This window comes from Variovorax sp. CCNWLW186, from assembly GCF_037203865.1.
In the GTDB taxonomy this organism is placed as follows: Bacteria; Pseudomonadota; Gammaproteobacteria; order Burkholderiales; family Burkholderiaceae_C; genus Variovorax.
In genome coordinates, this window is record NZ_JBBCBO010000029.1 from 1 (window position 1) to 23,393 (window position 23,393).

The 23,393-nt window shown below is 63.1% G+C and carries 21 protein-coding genes, 1 pseudogene and 2 riboswitches; of the genes and pseudogenes, 10 read left to right on the forward strand and 12 right to left on the reverse strand.

Annotated features, from left to right (window positions below; genetic code table 11):
- Positions 1–115: 115 nt before the first annotated feature.
- From V9K97_RS24630 to V9K97_RS24675, 10 genes are read right to left on the reverse strand one after another with little or no spacing between them, the layout of a single operon-like run.
- A complete protein-coding gene (locus V9K97_RS24630; protein ID WP_337321276.1) occupies positions 116–1,093 on the reverse strand; it encodes a threonine dehydratase in 978 nt (325 codons plus the stop codon).
- Positions 1,094–1,102: 9 nt separating this feature from the next.
- Positions 1,103–1,735: a LysE family translocator gene (locus V9K97_RS24635; protein ID WP_258503888.1), complete on the reverse strand. Its 633-nt coding sequence runs from the start codon at positions 1,733–1,735 to the stop codon at positions 1,103–1,105.
- A 5-nt stretch (positions 1,736–1,740) separates the two neighbouring features.
- On the reverse strand, positions 1,741–2,433 hold the full coding sequence (locus tag V9K97_RS24640) for a VOC family protein (protein WP_337297986.1): 693 nt from the start codon (positions 2,431–2,433) through the stop codon (positions 1,741–1,743).
- Positions 2,434–2,445: 12 nt separating this feature from the next.
- A complete protein-coding gene (locus V9K97_RS24645; RefSeq protein WP_337321277.1) occupies positions 2,446–3,369 on the reverse strand; it encodes a PhzF family phenazine biosynthesis protein in 924 nt (307 codons plus the stop codon).
- A gap of 4 nt (positions 3,370–3,373) precedes the next feature.
- The gene (locus V9K97_RS24650) at positions 3,374–4,015 is read right to left on the reverse strand and encodes a glutathione S-transferase family protein (RefSeq protein ID WP_337321279.1); all 642 of its coding nucleotides are present in this window, start codon (positions 4,013–4,015) and stop codon (positions 3,374–3,376) included.
- Between the two features lie 5 nt (positions 4,016–4,020).
- Positions 4,021–4,695: a LysE family translocator gene (locus V9K97_RS24655; RefSeq protein ID WP_337321281.1), complete on the reverse strand. Its 675-nt coding sequence runs from the start codon at positions 4,693–4,695 to the stop codon at positions 4,021–4,023.
- Between the two features lie 25 nt (positions 4,696–4,720).
- Complete coding sequence (locus tag V9K97_RS24660) at positions 4,721–5,347, reverse strand: DJ-1/PfpI family protein (RefSeq protein WP_337321283.1); 627 nt, start codon at positions 5,345–5,347, stop codon at positions 4,721–4,723.
- A gap of 33 nt (positions 5,348–5,380) precedes the next feature.
- Positions 5,381–6,583: an aminotransferase-like domain-containing protein gene (locus tag V9K97_RS24665; protein ID WP_337321284.1), complete on the reverse strand. Its 1,203-nt coding sequence runs from the start codon at positions 6,581–6,583 to the stop codon at positions 5,381–5,383.
- Between the two features lie 37 nt (positions 6,584–6,620).
- The gene (locus V9K97_RS24670; RefSeq protein ID WP_337321286.1) at positions 6,621–7,577 is read right to left on the reverse strand and encodes a DMT family transporter; all 957 of its coding nucleotides are present in this window, start codon (positions 7,575–7,577) and stop codon (positions 6,621–6,623) included.
- Entirely contained in the window at positions 7,574–8,173 is a 600-nt protein-coding gene (locus tag V9K97_RS24675; protein ID WP_337321287.1) for a LysE family translocator, read from the reverse strand. The genes V9K97_RS24670 and V9K97_RS24675 overlap by 4 nt, the downstream gene beginning before the upstream one ends.
- 103 nt (positions 8,174–8,276) lie before the next feature.
- Between V9K97_RS24675 and V9K97_RS24680 the strand changes: the two genes are divergently transcribed.
- The 3 genes from V9K97_RS24680 to V9K97_RS24690 all read left to right on the forward strand — a co-directional run bounded on the left by V9K97_RS24680 (position 8,277) and on the right by V9K97_RS24690 (position 11,812).
- Complete coding sequence (locus V9K97_RS24680) at positions 8,277–9,692, forward strand: aminotransferase-like domain-containing protein (RefSeq protein WP_126747656.1); 1,416 nt, start codon at positions 8,277–8,279, stop codon at positions 9,690–9,692.
- Between the two features lie 97 nt (positions 9,693–9,789).
- A complete protein-coding gene (locus V9K97_RS24685) occupies positions 9,790–10,488 on the forward strand; it encodes a PhaM family polyhydroxyalkanoate granule multifunctional regulatory protein (RefSeq protein WP_337321289.1) in 699 nt (232 codons plus the stop codon).
- Positions 10,489–10,531: 43 nt separating this feature from the next.
- The gene (locus tag V9K97_RS24690; protein ID WP_337297980.1) at positions 10,532–11,812 is read left to right on the forward strand and encodes an FIST signal transduction protein; all 1,281 of its coding nucleotides are present in this window, start codon (positions 10,532–10,534) and stop codon (positions 11,810–11,812) included.
- A 17-nt stretch (positions 11,813–11,829) separates the two neighbouring features.
- Here the strand turns inward: V9K97_RS24690 and V9K97_RS24695 are convergent, their stop codons facing one another.
- The gene (locus V9K97_RS24695; protein ID WP_337321291.1) at positions 11,830–13,131 is read right to left on the reverse strand and encodes a D-amino acid dehydrogenase; all 1,302 of its coding nucleotides are present in this window, start codon (positions 13,129–13,131) and stop codon (positions 11,830–11,832) included.
- A gap of 90 nt (positions 13,132–13,221) precedes the next feature.
- Positions 13,222–13,327, reverse strand: a riboswitch (glycine riboswitch).
- A 34-nt stretch (positions 13,328–13,361) separates the two neighbouring features.
- A riboswitch (glycine riboswitch) is annotated at positions 13,362–13,461 on the reverse strand.
- Between the two features lie 93 nt (positions 13,462–13,554).
- Here V9K97_RS24695 and rfbB point away from each other — a divergent pair.
- From rfbB to V9K97_RS24730, 7 genes and pseudogenes are all read left to right on the forward strand, one after another.
- A complete protein-coding gene (gene rfbB / locus V9K97_RS24700) occupies positions 13,555–14,637 on the forward strand; it encodes a dTDP-glucose 4,6-dehydratase (protein ID WP_337321293.1) in 1,083 nt (360 codons plus the stop codon).
- The gene (gene rfbD / locus V9K97_RS24705) at positions 14,634–15,524 is read left to right on the forward strand and encodes a dTDP-4-dehydrorhamnose reductase (protein ID WP_337321295.1); all 891 of its coding nucleotides are present in this window, start codon (positions 14,634–14,636) and stop codon (positions 15,522–15,524) included. The genes rfbB and rfbD overlap by 4 nt, the downstream gene beginning before the upstream one ends.
- A gap of 46 nt (positions 15,525–15,570) precedes the next feature.
- Positions 15,571–16,470, forward strand: a complete 900-nt coding sequence (rfbA, locus tag V9K97_RS24710) for a glucose-1-phosphate thymidylyltransferase RfbA (RefSeq protein ID WP_337321297.1) — start codon at positions 15,571–15,573, stop codon at positions 16,468–16,470.
- Positions 16,467–17,018, forward strand: coding sequence for a dTDP-4-dehydrorhamnose 3,5-epimerase (gene rfbC / locus V9K97_RS24715; protein WP_337321299.1), 552 nt, complete (start codon positions 16,467–16,469; stop codon positions 17,016–17,018). Before rfbA ends, rfbC begins: the two co-directional genes overlap by 4 nt.
- A 93-nt stretch (positions 17,019–17,111) precedes the next feature.
- The gene (locus V9K97_RS24720) at positions 17,112–20,342 is read left to right on the forward strand and encodes a class I SAM-dependent methyltransferase (RefSeq protein WP_337321301.1); all 3,231 of its coding nucleotides are present in this window, start codon (positions 17,112–17,114) and stop codon (positions 20,340–20,342) included.
- Positions 20,339–21,427 (forward strand): hypothetical protein, encoded by a 1,089-nt coding sequence (locus V9K97_RS24725; protein ID WP_337321303.1) that lies wholly within the window; start codon positions 20,339–20,341, stop codon positions 21,425–21,427. Before V9K97_RS24720 ends, V9K97_RS24725 begins: the two co-directional genes overlap by 4 nt.
- A gap of 115 nt (positions 21,428–21,542) precedes the next feature.
- Positions 21,543–21,791 (forward strand): annotated as a pseudogene (locus V9K97_RS24730) (IS21 family transposase); the annotation flags it as partial.
- A 370-nt stretch (positions 21,792–22,161) separates the two neighbouring features.
- On the opposite strand, the gene gmd reads toward V9K97_RS24730, so the two are convergent.
- Positions 22,162–23,199 (reverse strand): GDP-mannose 4,6-dehydratase, encoded by a 1,038-nt coding sequence (gmd, locus tag V9K97_RS24735; protein ID WP_337321305.1) that lies wholly within the window; start codon positions 23,197–23,199, stop codon positions 22,162–22,164.
- Positions 23,200–23,393: the final 194 nt, after the last annotated feature.

Here is a 23,393-nt window from a genome sequence, read left to right on the forward strand (position 1 = left end):
AAATAAAGGAGGAGGGGCGCAGCCCCGGGGGACATTCGCGGAGGGGAGTACCCGGTGGCCTTTGCACGCGCCCTGAACAACAGCGCCCCCACACACGCAACCTAAACCGCACCTCCTAGGCCTTCGCGCCACCCCGCCCCAGCAGCTCCGCGAACATCTCCGAATCGACATTGCCGCCGCTCACGCTGATGCCGACCGTCTTGCCGCGCCAGCGCTCCTGCTGCTGCAACGCCCCCGCGAGCGCCGCAGCGCCCGCGCCCTCGGCGACGTTGTGCGTGTCGCTGAAGAGAATGCGCATGGCCTCGGCAACCTCGTCGTCGGTGACGGTAATTACGTCGTCGGCCTCGCGCAGGATCACCTCCACCGACTCGGCCACCGGTGTGCGGCAGGCCATGCCGTCGGCGAGCTGAGTGCTGACGGGAGACTCGATGGGCTTCCCCGCGCGGAAGGAGTCGCGGTAGGCCGTGGCATGGGCTGAGACCACGCCGATGAGCCTGGTCGACACGCCGCAATGCGCCCGCGCCGCGGCCGCTGCGGCAAAGCCGGAGCCGAGACCGATCGGCACAAAAAGCACGTCGGGCGGGGCGCTCTTCAGTGCGCCGAAGAATTCGACATACGCCGTCGACACGCCGCGCACCAGTTCTCGGTGGAACGATGGGACCCGATGCATGCCATCTCGCTCGGCAAGCATGGCGGCATGCTCCGCCGCCGCCTGAAAGTCTTCGCCATGCTCGACCAGCTGTACGCCCAGCGCGCGCATTGCGGCGTTCTTTTCGAGCGAGTTGCCGTGCGGCACCACGATGGTGGCTGCGAGGCCGTGGCGCCGGGCGGCAAAGCCTACCGACTGGCCGTGGTTACCGCGCGTGGCGCTGATGGCATGGCGCACGCCGGGCTGCTCGCGCGCCAGGGTTTCGAAGTAGGCCAGCCCACCGCGAATCTTGAAGGCGCCGGCCGGTGTGTGGTTTTCATGTTTGGCCCACACCGTGGCGCCGAGCCGTTGTGCGAGCAGCGGCCATGCGTACTGCGGCGTGGGCGGCATGGCGGCGGCGACGGTGCGTTGTGCGGATTCGATTTCTTCGCGGGTGAATCTCACGAGCTGCCTTTATTTGCGTTCCGTCAGCGCGACCCGCACCGCCAGCGCCGCCAGCACGCTGCCCATGATGTAGCGCTGCGCGCGCAGCCAGCCGGCACTTTGCGACAGCACGGCCGTGATGCTCGCAGCGCCCAGGATCATGACGGTGTTGACTGCCGCGCTGCTGGCGATTTGCGCGACGCCCAGCTGCATGCTCTGCAGCAGCACCGAGCCGCGCTCCGGATGAATGAACTGCGGAAAGAACGACAGGTAGAACATCGCGACCTTGGGGTTCAGCAGGTTGGTGAGAAAGCCCATGCGGAACAACTTGCCGGGCCGGTCGGCCGGCAGCGCGCGTGCCTCGAACGGCGCATTGCCACCGGGCTTGACCGCCTGCCATGCGAGCCACAGCAGATAGGCCGCGCCGGCGAGGCGAATGGCGTCGAACGCGAGCGGGACGGCGAGCAGCAGTGCGGTGAGCCCGAGCGCTGCGGCAAACAGGTGCACCAGAAACGCCAGCAGAACGCCGCCGAGCGAGATGAGCCCCGCGCGGCGCCCCTGGATGAGCGTGCGCGACACGCAATAGATCATGTTCGGCCCGGGCGTGAGTGCGAGCAATACAGCGGCGAGCCCGAACCAGGCGATTTCGGTCAAGGTCAGCATGACGGTCAGAGTCCTTCGGATTGGAGCGTGACCGGGCCGCGCGGCGTGTCGAGCACGGCCACGAGGTTGGGCGCGCCGGGCTGAACGGCCATGCCGGCCATGCCGATGGTGGACAGCGCCGCGGCCAGGTCGGCCGCGCGCGGGTGCGTAGCCTGTAGCGATCGCAGCGCCAGGCCGGAGGCCGGCATGGCATCGGTCGGATGCACGGGACCCCACTGGATCAGCGTGGGCAGCGCGCCGTAGAAGAGCCGCTGGCCGTCGTCGCGCACGGTGATCTGCCATTCGAGCCGGCCGGCGGGTGTGTCGCGCGAGGCTTCGAGCAGGTGGCCACGATCGATGTGCGCGCGCTCGTCGTGCGCCAGCGCCTGCAGCGTCGCGTGCGCATTGGGCACCCGCGCAACGAAGTGAACCAGCCGCGGTCCGCGCCGCACGAGGCCTGCCTGCAGCACGGCATCGTCCAGGTCGAACCAGCGGCGCGTGCCGGGGCGCGAAGGCCGCTTGCCGGGTTCGATGGCAATGATTTCCAGGTACGCCTGCGGAAACGCCTCGCTCGCGATGTTCAGCAGCCGGTTGTGCGTGCCCATCAGCGGGTGCGCGCCGCCGGGGCCGGGCGTCACGCCCAGGGTGGCTTCGCACCACGCCACGCCTTCGGCCAGCGAGGCGGCGGCGATCACCAGATGGTCGAGTTGTGCGGGCATGGTGCCTTGCCCCTACAACCTGACCTGGCCGTCGATGCAGGTCACGGCATCGCCGCCGACCCACACCATGCCGTCGCTGTCGCGCTCGATGTACACGCGCCCGGCGCGGCCGAGGCACTGGCCCTGTGCGGCCACGTAGCGCGCGGGCATGTGCCCGTCGGCAATCAGCCATTCGGCAAGGCCGGCGTTGAGGCTGCCGGTGACGGGGTCTTCTTCGACGCCGATGGGTGCTGCGAAAGCGCGCACCTCCAGGTCGATCTTCTGGCCGTCGCCTTCTGCGGCCTGAGCCTTGCCGCCGAAGGCGCGCGCCTCGCGGTTCGATCGGCCGATGAGCATCGACGAACCCTCTGCCACGGGCACGCCCGCCACGCCCGCCTTGACGCCCAGCTCCTTGAGCAAGCGATGGTCGGGCACGAGCCGCAGCACGGTGTCCGCATCGCTGAGCAGCAGGCCGAACCAGACCGGGCCGTTGTCCAGCACCTGGGCCGCAACGATCTGCTGCGCCTTCAGGCCCAGCGCGCCCGCCACCTTGGCCAGCAGCGTGGGGCTGGGCGCACTGCGCTTGAGCGGCGGAGCCGAGAAAGCCAGGCGCTCGCCTTCCAGGCGCAACGGCACCAGGCCGGCTGCGCACTGCTGCACCACACGGCCCGCCGCCTTGGGCTTGCCGCCGGCCTGCAGCCAGGCATGGCAGCTGCCGATGGTCGGGTGGCCGGCAAAGGGCAACTCGCCGCCCGGCGTGAAGATGCGCACGCGGTAGTCGGCCGTGGGCTCGGTCGGCGGCAGCAGGAAGGTGGTTTCCGACAGGTTGGTCCACTGCGCAAAGCGCTGCATGGCGGCGTCGTCCAGACCGGAGCCGTCGAGCACCACGGCAAGCGGATTGCCGAGATAGGGCGTTGCGGTGAAGACGTCGACTTGTTTGAACGGGCGGGGTTTCATGGTGTCATTCGAGCGGGAGATCGAGCACGCCGCGCGTGCCCGGACGGGAGAGGAGTTCGCCGTACCAGCGTTCGAGGTTCGGCCAGCTGGGGCGCTGGTATTCGGCCGGCGGCAGGCCGAACCAGCGGTGCGCTTCGCAGCCGATGGGAATGTCGGCCATAGTGAAGCGGTCGCCGGCCACGAAGGACTGGCGTGCAAGGTGCGCGTCGAGCATCGCGAACAGGGCTTCGCTCGCGCGCACCGACACTGCGATGAGCGCGGGTTCGCGCTCGGCCGGCACTGTACGCACCCATTGCACGAAGGCGTCGCGGCTCGCGCGGTTGAGCGTGGTCTGCTGCCAGTCCATCCAGCGCTCGGCGTCGAAGCGCGCGGGCAGGTCGCTCGGGTAGAACTTGCCGTGCGAATGCTTGGCGCACAGGTAGCGCACGATCACGTTCGATTCCCAGAGCGTGACGCGCTCGCTGCCTTCGCCGTCGTCGATGGTGGGCACCATCGCATTCGGGTTGAGCGCCAGGTATTCGGGCGTTTGCACCACGCCGAAACGGCCGCCGGCTTCGGTGCGTTGAAAGTCGAGCCCGAGTTCTTGCGCGCACCAGACGACTTTGCGCACGTTGATCGAACTGATGCGGCCCCAGATGTTGAGCATGGTGTTCAGCTTCCTTGAGCAGGTGTGGCGGACAGGGCAGAAGGCATGGAAGGACGGTCGAGCAGCAGCAGGCGAATTGCCAGGCCGACCATCACCAGCGCCAGCAGGCCGCGCTGGAATCTTTCAGCCCCCGGGCGGCGCTGCAGCCAGCGGCCCACTTGCCCGCTGCATGCGCCGAGCAGCGTGTTGAACGCGAGCGCGGCAGCCGAGAGCATGACGCCGAGCTGCACCAGTTGCAAGGGCACGCTGCCGCGCGCCGGGTCGACGAACTGCGGCAGGAACACCATGAAGAACAGCAGCGCCTTCGGATTGACCAGGTTGTTGAAAAAGGCCATGCGCACGATGCGTCCGAAGGCGGAGGGCTGCGCGCGTGTGCCGCCGGGCAATCCGCCGTTGCTGCTGCGCAGCGATTGCATTGCCAGCCACAGCAGGTACAGCGCGCCTGCATAGCGCAGCAGGTCGAAGGAAGGCGGCCATGCCGCCACCAGCGCCGTCACCCCGGTGGCGGCAAAGAGCGTGTGCACCAGGTCGGCCGACGAAATGCCGAGCGCCGCCGCAAACCCGCCGCGCGGCCCGTGCGCCACGCCATGCGAGAGCACGAAGGCCATGTTCGGCCCCGGCGACAGGAACAGCGCGAGCACGGCCAAAAGGAAGAGCGCGAGCGTGGCGAGGCTGATCATGGCGTGACCTGCAATGCTTCTTCTTTCAGGCGGCCGCGGTTGCTGCAACCTGAGGGAGGTAAGGCTCGATGTTGCGCATGGCTCGCGCGACGTAGTCGTCCTTCTCGCCAACCGGCGCGACATAGTGCAATGCGCTCTTCGCAGCCTCGACGCCTTCGCTGCGCGCAATGAGCCAGGCCGCGAGATAGGGCGCCGACAGGCATCCGCCGGCGGTGGCCACATTGCCGCTCGCGAAGAAAGGCTGATTGAGCACCTCGACACCGGCCTCCTGCACCCACGGCTTGGTCGTGAGGTCGGTGCATGCGGGCACCGCACCCAGCAGGCCCAGCTTGGCGAGCAGCAGGGTGCCCGAGCATTGCGCGCCGATCAGCTGCCGCTTGGCGTCGAGCCGGCGCAGCACGCTCATGATGGCGGGATCGGCCGCGATCTCTCGCGTGCGAATGCCGCTGCCGACGAGCACTGCCTCGGCCTCGGTGGCGGCTTCGAGCGTGGAGCTCGCATGCACGGTCACGCCGTTCATCGACGTGACCGTGGCGCTGGGCGCGGACAGGGTCACGCGCCAGCCCGGCTTCTTGATGCGGTTGAGCACGCCGAGCGCCACCAGCGAATCGAGTTCGTTGAAGCCGTCGAAGGTCAGTATCGCAATGTGCATGGTGGTACCTCTCTGTATGGCGCGTATGGCGGCTCAGACCGGTTCGGGCGCGAGCTTGCGTTCGGCCACTAGCGCCAGTTCTTCGCGCAGCGTCAGGGCCAGCGCGGCGATGGCGACATCGATCTCTTCGACGCTGGCCGTGACGAACGACAGGCGCAGCGTGCGCGGGTCGCCCTGGCCCGCGTAGAACGGCGCGCCCGGAACGAAGGCCACGTTGCGCTCGACCGCCTTGGGCAGCAGCGCCACGGTGTCGATGCCCTCGGGCATGCGCGCCCACAGGAACATGCCGCCCTTCGGTGCGTTGAACTTCACGTCCAGGCCGGCCATCTCGCGCGTGAGCGCGGCGATCATTGCGTCGCGCTGGCGCTTGTACAGCGCGCGGATCGTGGGCACGTGGCTGTGGAGGAAGTTGTCTTTCATCACCGCCGAAACCATGCGCTGCGTGAAGATGGGCGTGTGCAGGTCGACCGCCTGCTTGGCCTGCAGCAGCTTGGGATAGACGGCCTTGGGCGCGACCAGAAAGCCCAGGCGCAGGCCGGGGGCGAGCACCTTGGAGAACGAGCCCAGATAGATGCAGCCTTCAGGGTTGCGCGCGGTCAGCGGCAGCGGCGGCGCTTCGTCGAACCACAGTTCGCCGTAGGGGTTGTCCTCGACGATCGGCAGGCCCGCAGCAGCGGCCGCGGCGGAGACTGCGGCGCGGCGCTCTTCGGTCATGGTGCGGCCGGTGGGGTTCTGGAAGTTGGGCAGCAGGTAGATGAAGCGGGCATCCTTCGCCTTGGCCACCAGGTCTTCGACGATCACGCCGTCGTCATCGCTGGCCACGCTCACGGGTTCAGGCTCCATCGGACCGAAGGCCTGTAGCGCGCCAAGGTAGGTGGGGGTTTCGACCAGCACCTTGCTGCCCGGGTCGAGCAGCACCTTGGCGACAAGGTCCAGGCCCTGCTGCGAGCCGGTGGTGATGAGCACCTGCGCAGGGTCGACGTTCCACGGCAGCATGTCGGCCACGGCCTGGCGCAGCGGCGCATAGCCTTCGCTCGCGGCGTATTGCAGGGCCGCCTGGCCGTCCTTGTGCAGCAGCTCGGCGCAGGCGTCGGCAAAGGCCTGGATGGGAAAGGTCTTGGGCGAGGGCAGGCCGCCGGCCAGGCTGATGATGCCGGGGCGCTCGGTGACCTTGAGGATTTCGCGCAGCACCGACGGGTTCATCTTGGCGGCGCGGGCGGCGAGTTTCCAGTTCATGGTTCTTCTTTCAGGCGGGTGAGGTGAGGGGCGAATGTCAGGATTGTTCGGCGCGCGCTGAACGCGGCGAAACGGCAGGAGCGGGCTGCGGCTGGGAGAGGCGCTTGCCGAGCACCACGGTGCAGACCACCGCGCCGGCAAAGCCGAGGGTAACCACATCGAGCGGCTCGCCCAGCAACGGAATGGAGGCCAGTATCGACAAGAAGGGCTGCAGCAGCTGGGTCTGGCTCACACGCAGCGCGCCGCCCATCGCAAGGCCGCGGTACCAGGCGAAGAAGCCGATCCACATCGAGAACACGCCGACATAGACGAAGCCCGCCCAGGCCGTGGTGGCGATGGGTTCCTGCGGCCACAAGGCAAATGTGGCCGGCAGGGTGACCGGCAGCGCCATCACGCACACCCAGCAGATCACGCGCTCCGCGCCGAGCGACGGCGTGACCTGCGCGCCGTAGATGTAGCCGAACGAGGCCGCAATGACCGCGCCGACCAGCAGCAGGTCGGCCCATTCGAAACCGAAGCCGTGGCCGTTCTGGCTTGCGCGCAGCAGCGAGAACAGCACGACCAGCACGCTGCCTGCAACGGCGCAGAGCCAGAAGCCGAGCCGCGCGCGCTGGTGCAGCACCAGGGCGGCGACCGCGGCGGTCACCAGCGGCAGCAGCGCGGTGACCACGGCCGCATGGCTGGCCGTGACCACGCGCAAGGCATAGCCCAGCAGCAGCGGATAGCCGATCACATTGCCGAGCACCGCCATGCCGAGCGGCTTCCACTGGTGCGGCGCGGGCCGGGGCGATCGCGTGGCGACCAGGAAGATCGTCGAGAGAACACCGGCCAATGCGGCGCGGCCCAGCGTGACGAACCAGGGCGAAAGCTGCGGCGCGTCTTGCGTGCCGGTGGCCAGACGCGTCATCGGCAGGGTGACGGCGAAAAGCGCCACACCGATCACGCCCAGCCACATGCCCAGGGTTTCGTCCTTGATCGTGAGTCGGCCGGTCATACGCTCAGCATCCACCAGGCCGTGAGCACCAGCACCATCCCCATCGCGCGGTTGAACCACAGCAGGCGCTTGCCTTTGGACAGCCATTCGCGCAGCAGCGCGCCGACCAGTGCATAAGTGAAGTTGCTGATGAAGGCGTAGACCAGCATCACCGGAGCGACGATGGCGAAGCGCCCGAACGCATTGGGCTGCCCCGCAATCCAGCCGGCCACCAACGTGAGCGCGAGCAGCCACGCCTTGATGTTGACGAACTGCAGCATCACGCCTTGTCCGAAGCCGATGTGGAGGCTGGCGCTGTCCGCACGGCCGAGCGTGGCGCTGCCGCTCAGCTTGTAGGCGAGCCACAGCAGGTAACCCACGCCTAGCGCCTTGATGGCCAGGCGCAGCGACGGCACGGCCACCACCAGGGCCCCGATGCCGGCCGCGCACAGCACGAGCAGCAGCGTCCAGCCCACGGGAACCGCGACCACGAAGCGCATGGCGCGCGGCAAACCGCCGTTGGCGGCCAGGGCGGTGGAGAGCGTGGTGTTGGGACCGGGCGAGAAGCTCATCGCCGTGGCCAGCACCAGCAGCGCGGTGAATTCTTGCCAGTTCATTGCATACACTCTAAACTTTGGGACCATTACAGTTCCAATACAGTTGATCGAACATATTCGAAAACTGTATTGGCCTGCCACTCGACACAGAAGCGCAAGGCCGATGCTGACACGAACCTCCACCCAGTCGCTCACAGGGCAATTGGCCGACCGGCTGGCAGAGCGCATTCGCACCCGGCTGCTGCCGCCCGGCGCACGCCTGCCCTCGGTGCGCGAATGCGCGCGCCAGCAGGGCGTGAGCCCCTATACGGTGGTGGCCGCCTACGACCAGCTGCTGGCGCAGGGCCTGGTCGAGGCGCGCCGGCAGCGCGGCTTCTATGTGCGCGATGCGGCGCCAGCCCCGGAGGGGCGCCCGGCCAATGCGGCGCCCATGGTCGCGCAGATGATGGCGTCGCGTGTACCGGCTGACGCGAGTTCGCTTATCCGCAGCATGTTCCACAGGCCAAGCGACAAGCCGCAGCCGGGCATGGGCGTGTTTCCGCCGGACTGGATGTCGTCGACCTTCATGCCGACCGCGGTGCGCCGCATGACCAATACAGCCGCGCTGCAGGAGCTGTCGCTGCAGTACGGCGAACCTTCGGGCGATGCCGCGCTGCGCCGCAGCCTGTCGAACAAGCTCGTGGGCATCAACGTGCCGGCCGCGCCCGACCAGATCGTGACGACCGTGGGCGCCACGCACGCGCTGGACATCGTGAGCCGCACGCTGCTGCGAGCGGGCGATCCGGTCATGGTGGAGGAGCCCGGGTGGGCGCTCGAATTCGCGCGGCTCGAGGCGCTGGGCATGCGCATCTTGCCGGTTCCGCGCCGTGCCGACGGGCCCGACCTGGAAGTGATGGCGCAGTACTGCGCGCTGCACAGCCCCAAGCTCTTCGTGAGCGTGAGCGTGCTGCACAACCCGACCGGGTACAGCCTGACCCCGGGCAGCGCGCACCGCGTGCTGAAGCTGGCCAACGAGCATGACTTTCACATCGTCGAGGACGACACCTACAGCCATCTCGCGCCCGAGCACGCCACGCGGCTCAGCGCGCTCGACGGGCTGCAGCGCACCATCTACGTGAGCGGGTTCGCAAAGATCCTCGCGCCCAACTGGCGCATCGGCTTTCTGGCCGCATCGCCCGAGTTGAAGGAGCGGCTGCTCGAAACCAAGTTGCTGGCCACGCTGACCACGCCCACGCTGTTCGAGCGGGCGCTGTCGTGGTGCATCGACCAGGGGCAACTGCGCCGGCATGCCGATCGCATACGCATCCGGCTCGACGGTGCGCGCAGCCGTGCGGTGAAGCTGGCCATGGCGCACGGCTGCACCTTCGCCTCGGAGCCGGCGGGCCTGTTCGGTTGGGTGGATACGGGCGTGGACACCGACGCGCTCACGCAGCGCATGCTCGACCAGGGCTACCTGCTTGCGCCGGGTTCGCTCTTCCATGCACGCAGGCCGCCGAGCACGATGATGCGCATCAACTTCGCGACCTCGCAGGACGCCGCATTCTGGAAAGTGTTCAGCAAGGTTCGCGCGGAGCTGTGACAGCTCCGGGCAGGTAAACGCGAGGGCCTCAGGCCCAAATCGCCGGTGCGTTGGAGTAAGCTGGCATCACAAGAAAACCCAACCCGGAGACCTGTGCATGAGCAACCCCAGCCAGCCTTTTGACTTCAGTCAATTCGTCCCCGGATTCGACTTTTTGAAGAATCTCGCCGGCGGTGCCGCCGCCGGTTCGGGCGCCGGTGCGAGCGCGGTGCCCGGCTTGCCGAGCCTTGCGAGCTGGGTGGCGCCCACGCTCAGCGTGGAAGAGGTCGACAAGCGCATCCAGGAGCTCAAGACAGTGCAATATTGGCTCGAGCAGAACGGCCATGCGCTCAAGGCGACCATCCAGGCGCTCGAGGTGCAAAAGATGACACTTTCGACCTTGCGCGGCATGAACGTGCGGATGGAAGATATCGCGAGCGCGTTCACCAAGCAGGCGGCTTCGGCGGCGCCCGCGGCCGCGTCGGTTGCCGCTCCGCCGGCGGAGCCTGAGCCCGAGGTCGAGGCGGAGGAGGAAGCACCGGCGCCCGCCAAGAAAACGCGCAGCAAGACCGCGTCGGCATCTGCCGCATCGGGCGGCGACGGTGGCGTGATCGATCCGATGCAATGGTGGGGTTCGCTGACCGAGCAGTTCCAGCAGATCGCCACATCGGCCCTGCATGACGCGGCCCAGATCAAGGTGCCGGCACCGGCCGCCGCTCCCGCAGCTTCAAAGCCGGCCGCAAGGAAGGCGACAGCAACCGCCGCCAAAAAGAAGGCGCCGACCGTCGCGCGAAAGCGAACGACCGGACGGCGCTGACGTCATACATACACATCTTGAAGAGAACGGGTTGGCACGCATCATGAAGTTGTTTCCCTCCGGTCACGCCACCCATCCGCAATGGCGCATGGCGGCCGGCCTTGTGCTGGCCCAGTTGCGCGCCCAGATGGCGCTGCCCGACTACGCCTCGGCACCGACGCTCGGGCTGCTCTACATCACCGACCACTACGCGTCCGATGCGCAAGACATCCTCGACCACCTGAGCGCCGAGCTTCCGGAGGTGACCGACTGGTCCGGCACCGTCGGCATCGGTGTGTCGGCCAACAATGCCGAATACTTCGACGAGCCCGGCCTGAGCCTGATGCTCTGCGCGCTGCCGAGCGATCAATATCGTGTGTTCTCCGGCGTGGCTCCACTGGGCAACTCCGAGATGAGCGGCTTCGAAGCGCATACGGCGCTGGTACACGCGGACCCGGCCACCCCCGATCTCACCGAATTGATCGGTGAGATGGCGGGCCGCACCGACACCGGCTACCTGTTCGGCGGCCTCTCGTCGGGCCGTGCGGGCGCCTTGCAGTTTGCGGTCGGCGGCAACGGCAACATCCGCGGCCACGGCGCGGCGGGCGGCGTGTTCTCGGGTGGCTTGTCGGGTGTGGTGTTCGGCGAAGGCGTGCGGCTGGTGTCGCGCGTCACGCAAGGCTGCCAGCCGCTGCGCTCCGGCGGGGGGCGCGAGCGCGAGATCACCGAGGCCGACGGCAACCTGCTGCTCAAGCTCGATGGCGAGCCCGCACTCGACGTGCTGCTGGCCGACTTGCAGGTCTCGCTCGAGCGCCCGCAGGAAGCCATCGACGCCGTGCGCGCCACCCTGGTGGGCCTGGCCGATGCGGGCAGCGACGGCATCCGCCGCACCGGCGACCTGGGCGCCGACGTGCTGGTGCGCCACATCATCGGCCTGGATCCGACGCGGCGCGGCATCGCCATTGCCGATGTGGCCGAGGCCGGCATGCGCCTGACCTTCTGCCGGCGCAATGCACAGGCCGCGCGCGCCGACCTGATGCGCATCTGCGCGGAAATCCGCGAAGAACTGGAGCCCGAAGAACAGACCCTGGCCACCGCGCGCGCGGTGGCGGCCGGGGAGGCCGAAGCAGCGCCGCACCCGGCGCGCCGCATTGCCGGTGCCGTGTACGTGAGCTGCTCGGGGCGCGGCGGGCCACACTTCGGCGCACCGGGCGCCGAGTTGCAGATCGTGCGGCACGCGCTGGGCGACGTGCCGCTGGTCGGTTTCTTTGCGGCGGGGGAGATTGCCCGGCACCACTTGTATGGGTATACGGGGGTGTTGACGGTGTTTACCGGCAACGACTGACCGCCGCCACGGCCAGATCAGGCCGGCTGGAGCAGGCGCGCTGCTGGCGTAGGCATGCCGGCAAACGCAAAATCGACTTCGGGTGCAAGCCCGCTCACGATCCGCGCCACCGACTTGCCCGAGCCGCACGCATGCGTCCAGCCGAGCGTGCCGTGCCCGGTGTTCAGGTACAGGTTGGGCAGCTTCGTCTTGCCGATCAAAGGCACATTGCTCGGCGTCGCGGGGCGCAGGCCGGTCCAGAACTGCGCCTGCGTGGTGTCGCCGGCGCCGGGGAAGAGCTGTTCAACGCGCCGCACGATCGCTTCGCAGCGCACGCGGTTCAAGTCGCGGTCGTAGCCATTGAGCTCGGCCGTGCCGGCAATGCGCAGGCGGTCGCCGGAGGCCGACGTATAGCGCGAGAACACCAGCTTGAACTCGTCGTCGGTCAGCGAAACCTGGTGCGCCTTCGTCGCGTCTTTGACTGGCAGCGTGACCGAATAGCCTTTGGCCGGATAGATCGGCAGGCGAATGCCCAGCGGCGCGGCATACAGCGGACTCAATGAGCCCATCGCAAGCACGAAGGCGTCGCCGCGAATGCGTTGGAAGCGGCCTTCGCTGTCGGTAGCTTCCACGTGGTCGATGCTGCCGCCCGCTTCGCGCAGCGCAGTCACCGTGTGGCTCATGAGGAACTTCACGCCGGCTGCTGTCGCAAGGCGTGCCATTTCGCGTGCGAAGAGGTTGGCGTCGCCGGATTCGTCTTCTGCCGTGTAAGTGGCGCCGGCCAATTGCGGACGGATGTGGGCCAGGGCGGGCTCGATCTTCACTGCCTCATCCGCGGAGATGACTTGCCGTTCGCAGCCGAGTGCGCGCATCTGCTCGGCGGGCGCAAGAGCGCTGTCGAACTCTTTCTGCGTCGTATAGAAGTGCAGGATGCCTTGCGTGCGCTGGTCGTAGGCGATGCCGGTGTCGCGCCGCAATTGCTGCAGCACTTCGCGGCTGTAGGTGCCCAGGCGCACGATCTGCTCGATGTTGTGCTTCGTGCGGCCGGGGGTGCATTCGCGCAGGAACTGCAAGCCCCAGAGCCATTGGCGCATGTCCGCGCGAATGCGAAAGAGCAGCGGGGCGTCTTCCTTGCCCAACCACTGCAGCACCTTGAGCGGTGCGCTCGGATTGGCCCAGGGTTCGGCATGGCTGACGGAGATCTGCCCGCCGTTGGCAAAACTGGTCTCGGCGGCGGGGGTGGCCTGCCGGTCGATGACGGTTACTTCGTGGCCGAGTTGCTGGAGGTAGTAAGCCGAGGTCACGCCGAGCAAGCCGGCGCCAAGAACGATCACGCGCATTTCAAGTACCTTTGAGGTTGAAGCGCTTGAACCGCGGGCGAGGTTGCTATCGAATAAATAGCAAGCAACCGGACGACCGCCGTCCAAGTTGCCGCTCCCCCTGTCCTCGGTACCTGAGAGATTCACCCGTTGCGCCCGCAACGGGTTTGCTCCTTCGGTGCATCACGCAAGGTGATGGCTCTCCAGACGGCGTGTCAGTTGGTGCAGTACATGCCACGAAACTCTTTGAAAGAACTTCAACGGTTTCGTTCGGCCGACCTGAGCGTTTATGGGAGTTTGCGCCTTCGGTGGAGTAGTAAAAAGAACTACTCGCTCTCCTGCATTAACGCCATTGTAGGCTGGGACCGCGAAGAGCCGACCATGGATTTTTGACAATTCGACCAATGGGATAATTGTCATTGATTCGAAACTTCGGGGAGACTCATGATCCTGGTAACCGGCGGCGCGGGCTTCATTGGCGCCAACTTCGTACTCGACTGGCTGGCGCAGAGCGACGAGCCCATCGTGAATCTCGACAAGCTGACCTATGCGGGCAACCTTGAGACGCTCGCCTCGCTCAAGGGCAACCCGAACCACATCTTCGTGCAGGGCGACATCGGCGACAGCGCTTTGGTCGATCGCCTGTTGGCCGAGCACAAGCCACGCGCTATCGTGAATTTTGCCGCGGAATCGCACGTGGATCGCTCTATCCATGGCCCCGAAGACTTCGTGCAAACCAACGTGCTCGGCACCTTTCGCCTGCTCGAGTCGGTGCGCGGCTACTGGAGCGCACTGCCGGCTGAGCAAAAGTCTGCCTTCCGCTTCCTTCACGTGTCGACTGACGAGGTCTACGGCTCACTTTCCAAGACCGATCCCGCCTTTACCGAAGAGAACAAGTACGAGCCCAACAGCCCCTACTCAGCCAGCAAGGCCGCCAGCGACCATCTCGTGCGCGCCTGGCACCACACCTACGGCCTGCCGGTGGTCACCACCAACTGCTCCAACAACTACGGGCCGTTCCACTTCCCCGAGAAGCTCATCCCCCTGATGATCGTCAACGCCCTGGCTGGCAAGCCCTTGCCGGTGTACGGCGACGGCATGCAGGTGCGCGACTGGCTCTATGTGAAGGACCACTGCAGCGCCATTCGCCGCGTGCTCGAGGCCGGCAAGCTCGGCGAGACGTACAACGTCGGTGGCTGGAACGAGAAGCCCAACATCGAGATCGTGAACACCGTGTGCGCGCTGCTCGACGAACTGCGCCCGCGCGCCGATGGCAAACCGTACAAGGAACAGATCAGCTACGTTACCGATCGCCCCGGCCACGACCGGCGCTACGCGATCGATGCACGCAAGCTGGAGCGTGAGCTGGGCTGGAAGCCCGCCGAAACCTTCGACACCGGCATCCGCAAGACCGTCGAGTGGTACCTCGCGAACGCCGAATGGGTGCGCAACGTGCAAAGCGGCGCGTACCGCGCATGGGTCGAGAAGCAATACGACGCCGCACCCGCGGCCAAGGCCACCGCATGAAGCTGCTGCTGCTGGGCAAGGGCGGACAGGTCGGCTGGGAGTTGCAGCGCAGCCTCGCGCCGCTGGGCGAACTGGTGGCGCTCGATTTCGACAGCACCGACTTCAACGCCGACTTCAGCCGTCCCGACCAGTTGGCCGAGACTGTGCTCAAGGTGCGGCCTGACGTGATCGTCAATGCCGCGGCTCACACGGCCGTGGACAAAGCCGAGAGCGAGCCCGACTTCGCGCGCAAGCTCAACGCCACTTCGCCCGGCGTGGTGGCCGAAGCCGCCGGGCAGATCGGTGCACTCATGGTGCATTACTCCACCGACTACGTGTTCGATGGCAGCGGCAGCAAGCCTTGGCAAGAAGACGATGCCACCGGCCCACTCAGTGTGTATGGCCGCACCAAGCTCGAAGGCGAACAGTTGGTGGCCAAGCACTGCGCCAAGCACCTGATCTTTCGCACCAGCTGGGTGTTTGCCGCGCGCGGCGGCAACTTCGCCAAGACCATGTTGCGGCTTGCCAAGGAGCGCGACAAGCTGACCGTCATCGACGACCAATTTGGCGCCCCGACAGGTGCCGAACTGCTGGCCGATGTCACGGCGCATGCGATTCGTGCCACTTTGCAAGACCCTTCCAAAGCCGGCCTGTATCACGCGGTGGCCGGCGGCGAGACCACCTGGTGCGGCTATGCACGCTTTGTGCTTGGGCAGGCGCGCCAAGCCGGCGTAGAGCTCAAGGCCGGCCCCGAACAGGTCGAAGCCGTACCCACGAGTGCCTTCCCCACGCCCGCTACGCGGCCGGCCAATTCGCGCCTCGATACGCGCAAGCTGCAATCCACCTTTGGCCTGGTGCTGCCGCACTGGCAACAAGGCGTCGCCCGCATGCTGCGCGAGACCCTTTAAACGCGCGTTGCCTAGTAAGCAGAGAAAGCAAGAAAGAAATACAACGATGACCACGAAGACCACGCAACGCAAGGGCATCATCCTGGCCGGCGGCTCGGGCACCCGGCTGCATCCCGCCACGCTCGCGCTCAGCAAACAGCTGTTGCCGGTGTACGACAAGCCGATGATCTATTACCCGCTCAGCACGCTGATGCTCGGCGGCATGCGCGACATCCTGATCATCAGCACGCCGCAGGACACCCCGCGCTTCCAGCAGCTGCTGGGCGACGGCAGCCAATGGGGCATCAACTTGCAGTACGCGGTGCAGCCCAGTCCCGACGGGCTCGCGCAGGCCTTCATCATCGGCGACAAGTTCGTCGGCAATTCGCCGAGCGCGCTGGTGCTGGGCGACAACATCTTCTATGGCCACGACTTTGCGCACCTGCTGGCCGATGCCGATGCGAAATCGGCGGGCGCCACGGTGTTCGCCTATCACGTGCACGACCCAGAGCGCTACGGCGTTGTGGCCTTTGATGCACAAGGCAAGGCCAGCAGCATCGAAGAAAAACCGGCCAAGCCCAAGAGCAGCTACGCCGTGACGGGCCTTTATTTCTACGACAACCAGGTCGTCGACATCGCCAAGGCCGTGAAGCCCAGCGCGCGCGGCGAGCTGGAAATTACCGCGGTCAACCAGGCCTACCTGGACCTCGATCAACTCAACGTGCAGATCATGCAGCGCGGCTATGCGTGGCTGGATACCGGCACGCACGAGAGCTTGCTCGAAGCAGGGCAGTTCATCGCAACGCTCGAGCATCGGCAGGGGCTGAAAATCGCGTGCCCTGAAGAGATCGCCTGGCGCAATGGGTTCATCGACCGGGAGCAGTTGGTAAAGCTCGCCGCGCCATTGCAGAAAAATGGCTACGGCAAATATCTGAATCATCTGCTGGCCGAGGAGGTGCGCTCATGAAGGCGACGCCAACCGCGATCCCCGACGTGCTCGTCATCGAACCCAAGGTGTTCGGTGATGCGCGCGGATTCTTCTACGAGAGCTTCAACAGCAAGGCTTTCGACGAGGCGGTCGGACGGCATATAGAGTTCGTGCAGGACAACCATTCGCGCTCTGCCAAAGGCGTGCTGCGGGGGCTGCATTATCAGATCCAGCAGCCGCAAGGAAAGCTGGTGCGTGTGGTGCGAGGCGCCGTGTTTGACGTGGCCGTGGATATTCGCAAGTCATCGCCGACCTTCGGTAAATGGGTGGGCGAGGAGCTCAGCGAGGACAACCACAGGCAGTTGTGGGTGCCTCCCGGTTTTGCGCACGGCTTTCTTGTTCTCAGCGACAGCGCGGATTTCCTCTACAAGACGACCGACTACTACGCGCCGGCGCATGAGCGATGCATTACATGGAACGACAAGGACATTGCTATCGCTTGGCCCAATATCGCGATTGAGCCAATGCTCTCATCGAAGGATGCCGCGGGAACGGCACTGCATCAGGCCGAGATATTCGCTGCGTAATGCAGCGTACGACATTAGTAGGTGGCCGCTGGGACGGCCACACGTCGGATGCAACTGAACACGTGCGATATCCACGAAAACGAATGAGAGATTATGTCTGAGCTTGATTTCAGTGCTGCGCTGGGAAATATTGATATTGCACCCCAGCCGAGCGCTTGGTTGGGCCATATTCCCTTTGGAACATGGATCGTCGAAGTGGTTAGGCCGCGCGTGCTGGTGGAGCTTGGTACGCACTACGGGCACTCTTACTTTTCGTTCTGCCAAGCAGTGGAGCGCGCGCGACTGGACGCCAAGTGCTACGCGATTGACCTCTGGCAAGGCGATGAACACGCTGGCCTCTATGGTGAAGAAGTCTTTGCGCATGTTCAGTCGAGAAATGTCCAGTTCGACAGCTTTTCGCGCTTGTTGCGCATGACGTTCGATGAGGCCATTAGCTATTTCTCGGACGGAAGTATCGATCTATTGCATATCGATGGGCTTCACACATACGAGGCCGTAAAGCACGATTTCGAATCGTGGAAGCCTAAGCTTACGCAACAATCGATCGTGCTCTTTCATGACATCAACGTTCGCGAGCGAGGTTTCGGCGTGTGGCGTCTGTGGGAAGAGTTGTCGAGCGCTTATCCGACGGTCGAATTCATGCACTCGCACGGACTTGGCGTTTTGTTTTATGGTGCTGATCAAAGCCCAGCGGCATTGTCGCTGTTGCGGTCCTTTGGTACACAGAAAGGCCGTGCGTACATCACAAGATTATTCGGTGCATTGGGCCACATGATCGAAGTTGATCGAAAGATCGCCGACATGTCCGTCGTATTGAGCGAGCAGGCTGAAACTGCCACCGCCGGCGAGAAGCGCGTTGGCGAACTGTTAATGCAGAACGCTGAGATCGTGGCTCGACTCAAAGCGAAAGAAGCCGAACTCAATGCTAATGAGGATCGCATTTCGGATATGTATAGGCGTCTCAGCCACCTTGAGAGCCAACATGAGGTGCTACGAGCGGCGCGCGCGAAATCCGAAGAAGAGCGAGTGAGCAGTCAATCGCAACTTGCTCAAGCGTTGCAACGAGAGGCCATGCTGGACGCGGCGTTGCGAGAGGTTTTGGCATCGACGAGTTGGAAGGTATCCCGTCCGGTCCGCTGGGCAGGCGCCCGGCTCGCAAATTTGCGTACAGTTAAAAGACTCTTTTCGCCTGCGAGCAAGGCTGCAGGAGGGCGAATGCGTTTGATGCGGACCGCAGGCAAGATCGTAGCGCAAGAGGGAATTTCAGGATTGAAGCGGCGCATAGTCGCCTTTGACCAGTCCGGTTTCGCTGCACATCTACATGCGGAACCGGCGTTGGAACGGCGTCAGACGCAGTACACCTTAAACCAACATTGCGCCACAGTAGACGTAATCGTCTGCGTGCATAACGCGCTATCGGACGTCAAGAATTGTCTTAGTTCGGTAGTCGCTCATACGTTGCCACCATATCGCATTATTGTGGTTGACGATGGCAGCGCTGAAGATACTAAGAATTATCTTGCCGATTTCATCAGGGACCAAGATGGGATATTGATACGCCATGAGGTTGCCCAAGGATACACTCTCGCAGCCAATGCAGGTTTGCGGGCGTCAAGTGGAGAATTCGTAGTTCTGCTGAATAGTGACACTGTCGTTTCTGCCCAATGGCTTGACAGAATGGTTGAGTGCGCAAATTCCGATCCGCGAATTGGTGTGGTGGGGCCTCTAAGTAATACGGCATCCTGGCAGTCTGTCCCTCGGATTTTCGATAACGATGGCGATTGGTCATCCAATCCTTTGCCAACTGGGATGACGATAGCTGCGATGGCGCAACGTGTTGCTATGGCCTCGCGCCGGTCCTATCCGCGGGTGGGGTTTCTCAATGGATTCTGTCTTCTGATTCGTCGCGAGCATTTATCGGACGTTGGCCTTTTTGATGAGGAGAACTTCGGGAAGGGCTATGGCGAAGAAAATGATCTTTGCGTCAGAGCGTTCCTGAAGGGGTGGCAACTGGCCGTCGCCGACGACGTGTATGTGTTTCATGCGCAATCCAAGAGCTATTCCACCGAGCGCAGGATGAAACTTGTGCAGATAGCAGACGAGAATTTGCATCGGAAGCACACCAGCGCTCCGATCATGAGTCAGCTGGAAATCACGCGGTACAACCTTGGGCTGATGGCCGCGCGCAGCCGAATACAGGTAATGGATGAGCGGCTACGCATTCGAGAGCAGATCCGCCAGCAATTCGAAGGTAAGCGAGTGATGGTTGTATTGCCCGTTATGCATGCGGGCGGAGGTGCTAACGTCCTCTTGAGCGAGGCCTCGGTGCTGCAGGAGTGCGGGGTCGATATAGTAATAGCGAATATTGAGGCCGCACGCGCAACATTTGAAACGTCATACCCCGATTGTCGTTTGGCTAAGGTGTGGCTTTCAGATTGGAGTCAATTGTCGGAGCACGCGCCTCTCTATGACGCAGTTGTTGCGACACTCTATAAGTCTGTGTCTTGGATTAGAGTTGCGTTAGAGAAAATGTCGCGCCGACCTGTGGTCGGATACTACATTCAGGACTTTGAGCCCGATTTCTTTGCAGAAGGAAGTGAGGATTATCGACAGGCACTCGCAAGCTACACCGAAATTCCGATGAAGCTTGTGACAAAGACTCAGTGGAATCAGAGGATGGTGGCAGAGAAAACCGGTAGGTCTCCGACGCTTGTTGGTCCAAGTTTCGATTGGATGAGATTTGCTCCACCAGCAGTTCAGCGAAGCTCCGGACAAGTCACCGTGTGCGCCATGGTCCGGCCCTCGACTCCGCGTCGCGCGCCACAGATGACAGTCAACGTTCTGCACCGCTTGCTTACCGAACGTGCGGAGGTGGTTCAAGTGCGTACCTTTGGATGCGATTCTGCGGACCCGATTTTGGATCCGTTGAAGTCGCTCCGCGGCTATCAAAACCACGGTGAACTCAGCTCAGCAGAAGTGGAAGCGTTGATGAAGCGCGTGGACGTTTTCGTAGATCTATCGGTATACCAAGCAATGGGGCTGAGCTGCCTAGAGGCAATGGCGAGTGGCGCAACAGTGGTGGGGCCTCTTTCGGGCGGGCTTCAGGAGATCGTAGTGCATGAAGAATCAGGACTTCTTGTGGATACGAGCAATGAAAATCAGTGCCTCCGGGCTTGCTTGCGCTTGGTCGATGATGTTGATTTGAGGCGCCGCTTGGGTGCGGCAGGCGTAGAGAAGGCCGCAATCTTTTTCCCAGATCGGTCCGCATTGGCATTGATGCAGGCACTTTTTTCGGACAATGCAGAATCGGCGGCACGCCAATGAGGAAGCGCATTCATGTGATGTTTGAATGTGGGGCAGATGGGATGCCTTACGGAGCCAGCCACATTCGTCTGTTGCGTCCTTTGTCGCACCCAAGCGTTCAAGACAAGTTCAGTCTGTCCTATGGAACGAACCTACCTGAATCTGCGGTCGACTTAGTCATTTTGGAGCGCGGATGGCGCCACGACCATACGTTGTCAGATCAGGTGCGGCTACTGAAACGACTTGCGGCACTTGGAATTCCATACATCTATGAGATTGACGACAATCTGCTTGACTTAAATACTGGGCCAGGAGCCCCTGGTTACCCGAGTCCACAGCAGCGGCAAATCATCATCCGGTTCGCTAGAGATGCGGCCGGCTTAATCGTTTCCACCGATGCTCTCAAGCGTCGAATGGCGCGCTTAAATTCTAACATTCGTGTGGTTGGTAATCACTTGGACGAGCGTCTTTTTGATTTTGATTTTTTGAGGAAAAAGGCTGAAAGACGATGGGAGTCCGATAATTCCAGGCTGGTGATTGGGTATATGGGTACCTATTCACATCTTGAGGATCTACTGATGATAGTTGAGCCTCTCAGGCGATTTCTCCGCGCGCGAAAGGATTCGGTTCGAATGGAAATTGTGGGTATTGGCGACGAAGGACTGGTGAGGGGGTTGTTCAACGATTTACCTGTTTCAGTGGTCAAGGTTCCCGTTGAGCAGGTTGAATATCCCAGGTTCATGAAGTGGATGCAGCGTGAGATCGACTGGGATTTTGCAATTGCACCATTGGTCTCGTCCGAATTCAATAATTGCAAATCCGACTTAAAATTCTTAGACTACTCATTGAATTTCATTCCCGGGATTTATAGTGCGACGGAAAGTTATGTCGGGACAATCGTTGATCGAGAAAACGGATTGCTCGCTTCTGCTGACCCCAAGGAATGGCGGGGTGCCTTCGATTTGTTAGCTGAAGATTCGGAGTTCAGGAAGAAATTGTCAGAAGCGGCATTCTCCTATGTCCGGGAATTCCGGACGCTTGAGACAAACGCAGCGTGCTGGAGTGCGGCGATAGAGGCGATTCTTTCGGCGAGGACTCTTGATTAGAGCGTCAGCGTGTTGATTGTCACCAAAAACTGACCCGGCTAGCGCTCTAATGTCTGTCTAAGGCTGACCCACGTAAAACCCTGCCCTCTCATTTTTCAGGCAGGGGATCCTAGGAGTGATAGGCGTGACGACATTGAGTGTCATCAGACGCTGGGCCCTGTGCGAGCAGATGTCCATTCGCGAGATTGCAAGCGTACAGGCCTGTCTCGCAACACCGTGAAGAAGTACCGGCGAAGAAGCGCTGCGCTACGCCAAGCGGGCGAGCTCGAGCAAGCTCGATCCCTATGCCGAGAAGCTCGCGACCTGGCCCGCGATTGAGACCACTAAATCGCGGAAACAGCGGCGCAATCTGCTGCAGATCCACACACCCAACCTAAAAGGAGAACATCACGCACTTATCCACACCATGAAGCCTTGGGGCTCATAAAGCGGGTGGGTCAGTATTCAATGAAATCTAGGGTCAAAGGTCGGTGCAATCCAACAAAGCTTAGCATGCCTTAATGGTTGATCGGTCCCGAGCCCGATTTTCGTCCGGGCGATAGGGCGGTGTTTCCATAGATGTGGCGCTTACCAAGATGACGCACTTGGGACGGACAGCAGCAGCGCCACCGGATGCGCCACGGGTTCGGTCTTGATCGCCAGTACTTCGCCGCACACTGCTCCGCGACTCGTCAGATCAGCCTAGAGCGCGATTTGCGTGCCCCCGACCTCGTTAGCGTCGATCAGCAATATATTCAAAACGACAAGTCTTGGGAATTCCGCCGAAGATCGGCCTCCACCATCATCTGACAGAGTTGCTCAAGTGTGGTGACAGGCTCCCATCCAAGTTTGGCCTTGGCCTTGGCGGGATTGCCGATCAGAAGCTCCACCTCGGCTGGGCGATGGAATTTCGGATTGATGCGCACCACGGTTTTGCCCGTCGCCGTTTCGACCGCAGACTCCGCTTCGCCGGAGCCCCTGAACTCGATCGCCATTCCAGCGGCCTTGAACGCCATAGCGACGAACTCACGCACGGTTTCCGTACGATTCGTTGCCAGCACGTAGGTATCGGGTTCCTCCGCTTGCAGCATGCGCCACATTCCTTCGACATACTCTTTCGCGAAGCCCCAATCGCGCTTGGCGTCAAGATTGCCGAGCTCCAGTACGTCCATCTTGCCCAGCTTGATTTTTGCGACGCCATCGGTGATCTTGCGGGTCACGAATTCCCGGCCACGCAAGGGGCTCTCGTGATTGAAAAGAATGCCGCTGCAACCGAAGATGCCGTAGCTCTCCCGGTAGTTGATGGTCATCCAGTGCGCATAGAGCTTTGCGACACCGTAGGGGCTCCGAGGATAAAAAGGCGTTTCCTCGACTTGGGGAATGGCTTGCACCTTACCGAACATCTCCGACGTGGAGGCTTGATAGAAGCGGATTTTCGGGTTGACCAGGCGGATGGCTTCGAGGAGGTGCAGTGCGCCCACCCCAGTGATCTGCGCGGTGGCCACGGGCTGATTGAAACTGACGCCCACGAAACTCTGTGCAGCAAGGTTATAGACCTCGTCCGGCGCGGCGTCGCGAATCAGTGTGATTGAGCTGCCCAGGTCGGTAAGGTCGTACTCGACAAGATGCAGATCGGGGTTTTTTTGAATGCCGAGTTCCTCGATGCGCCAGAAGTTGACGGAACTGGTGCGGCGGTAAGTGCCGTAGACGACGTACCCTTTGGCAAGCAACAGTTCAGCCAAATAGGCGCCGTCTTGACCCGTTATGCCCGTAACCACCGCATGTTTCTTCATGGAAGCCCCTAATTGGAAAAGCGCACAAAGTTCTGCGGCGGAAAGAATTCGCCGCGGCACCACGATTCTGCCAAATCGGCAAATCGAAAGTGCGCGATTCTTTCTTCCAATTAGGAGAGAAGAGCGATGTGCTACGCCCTGGGTCGTCTCACAGCGCCTTCATGGCGCTTCAGGACGAGAACCCAGGGGCGAGC

Coding starts and splice junctions, on each gene's coding strand:
- V9K97_RS24635 (WP_258503888.1), bottom strand. CDS start 1,735: ATGCTGACCTTGACCGAAATCGCCTGGTTCGGGCTCGCCGCTGTATTG.
- V9K97_RS24640 (WP_337297986.1), bottom strand. CDS start 2,433: ATGCCCGCACAACTCGACCATCTGGTGATCGCCGCCGCCTCGCTGGCC.
- V9K97_RS24645 (WP_337321277.1), bottom strand. CDS start 3,369: ATGAAACCCCGCCCGTTCAAACAAGTCGACGTCTTCACCGCAACGCCC.
- V9K97_RS24650 (WP_337321279.1), bottom strand. CDS start 4,015: ATGCTCAACATCTGGGGCCGCATCAGTTCGATCAACGTGCGCAAAGTC.
- V9K97_RS24655 (WP_337321281.1), bottom strand. CDS start 4,695: ATGATCAGCCTCGCCACGCTCGCGCTCTTCCTTTTGGCCGTGCTCGCG.
- V9K97_RS24660 (WP_337321283.1), bottom strand. CDS start 5,347: ATGCACATTGCGATACTGACCTTCGACGGCTTCAACGAACTCGATTCG.
- V9K97_RS24665 (WP_337321284.1), bottom strand. CDS start 6,583: ATGAACTGGAAACTCGCCGCCCGCGCCGCCAAGATGAACCCGTCGGTG.
- V9K97_RS24670 (WP_337321286.1), bottom strand. CDS start 7,577: ATGACCGGCCGACTCACGATCAAGGACGAAACCCTGGGCATGTGGCTG.
- V9K97_RS24675 (WP_337321287.1), bottom strand. CDS start 8,173: ATGAACTGGCAAGAATTCACCGCGCTGCTGGTGCTGGCCACGGCGATG.
- V9K97_RS24680 (WP_126747656.1), top strand. CDS start 8,277: ATGCTGACACGAACCTCCACCCAGTCGCTCACAGGGCAATTGGCCGAC.
- V9K97_RS24685 (WP_337321289.1), top strand. CDS start 9,790: ATGAGCAACCCCAGCCAGCCTTTTGACTTCAGTCAATTCGTCCCCGGA.
- V9K97_RS24690 (WP_337297980.1), top strand. CDS start 10,532: ATGAAGTTGTTTCCCTCCGGTCACGCCACCCATCCGCAATGGCGCATG.
- V9K97_RS24695 (WP_337321291.1), bottom strand. CDS start 13,131: ATGCGCGTGATCGTTCTTGGCGCCGGCTTGCTCGGCGTGACCTCGGCT.
- rfbB (WP_337321293.1), top strand. CDS start 13,555: ATGATCCTGGTAACCGGCGGCGCGGGCTTCATTGGCGCCAACTTCGTA.
- rfbD (WP_337321295.1), top strand. CDS start 14,634: ATGAAGCTGCTGCTGCTGGGCAAGGGCGGACAGGTCGGCTGGGAGTTG.
- rfbA (WP_337321297.1), top strand. CDS start 15,571: ATGACCACGAAGACCACGCAACGCAAGGGCATCATCCTGGCCGGCGGC.
- rfbC (WP_337321299.1), top strand. CDS start 16,467: ATGAAGGCGACGCCAACCGCGATCCCCGACGTGCTCGTCATCGAACCC.
- V9K97_RS24720 (WP_337321301.1), top strand. CDS start 17,112: ATGTCTGAGCTTGATTTCAGTGCTGCGCTGGGAAATATTGATATTGCA.
- V9K97_RS24725 (WP_337321303.1), top strand. CDS start 20,339: ATGAGGAAGCGCATTCATGTGATGTTTGAATGTGGGGCAGATGGGATG.
- gmd (WP_337321305.1), bottom strand. CDS start 23,199: ATGAAGAAACATGCGGTGGTTACGGGCATAACGGGTCAAGACGGCGCC.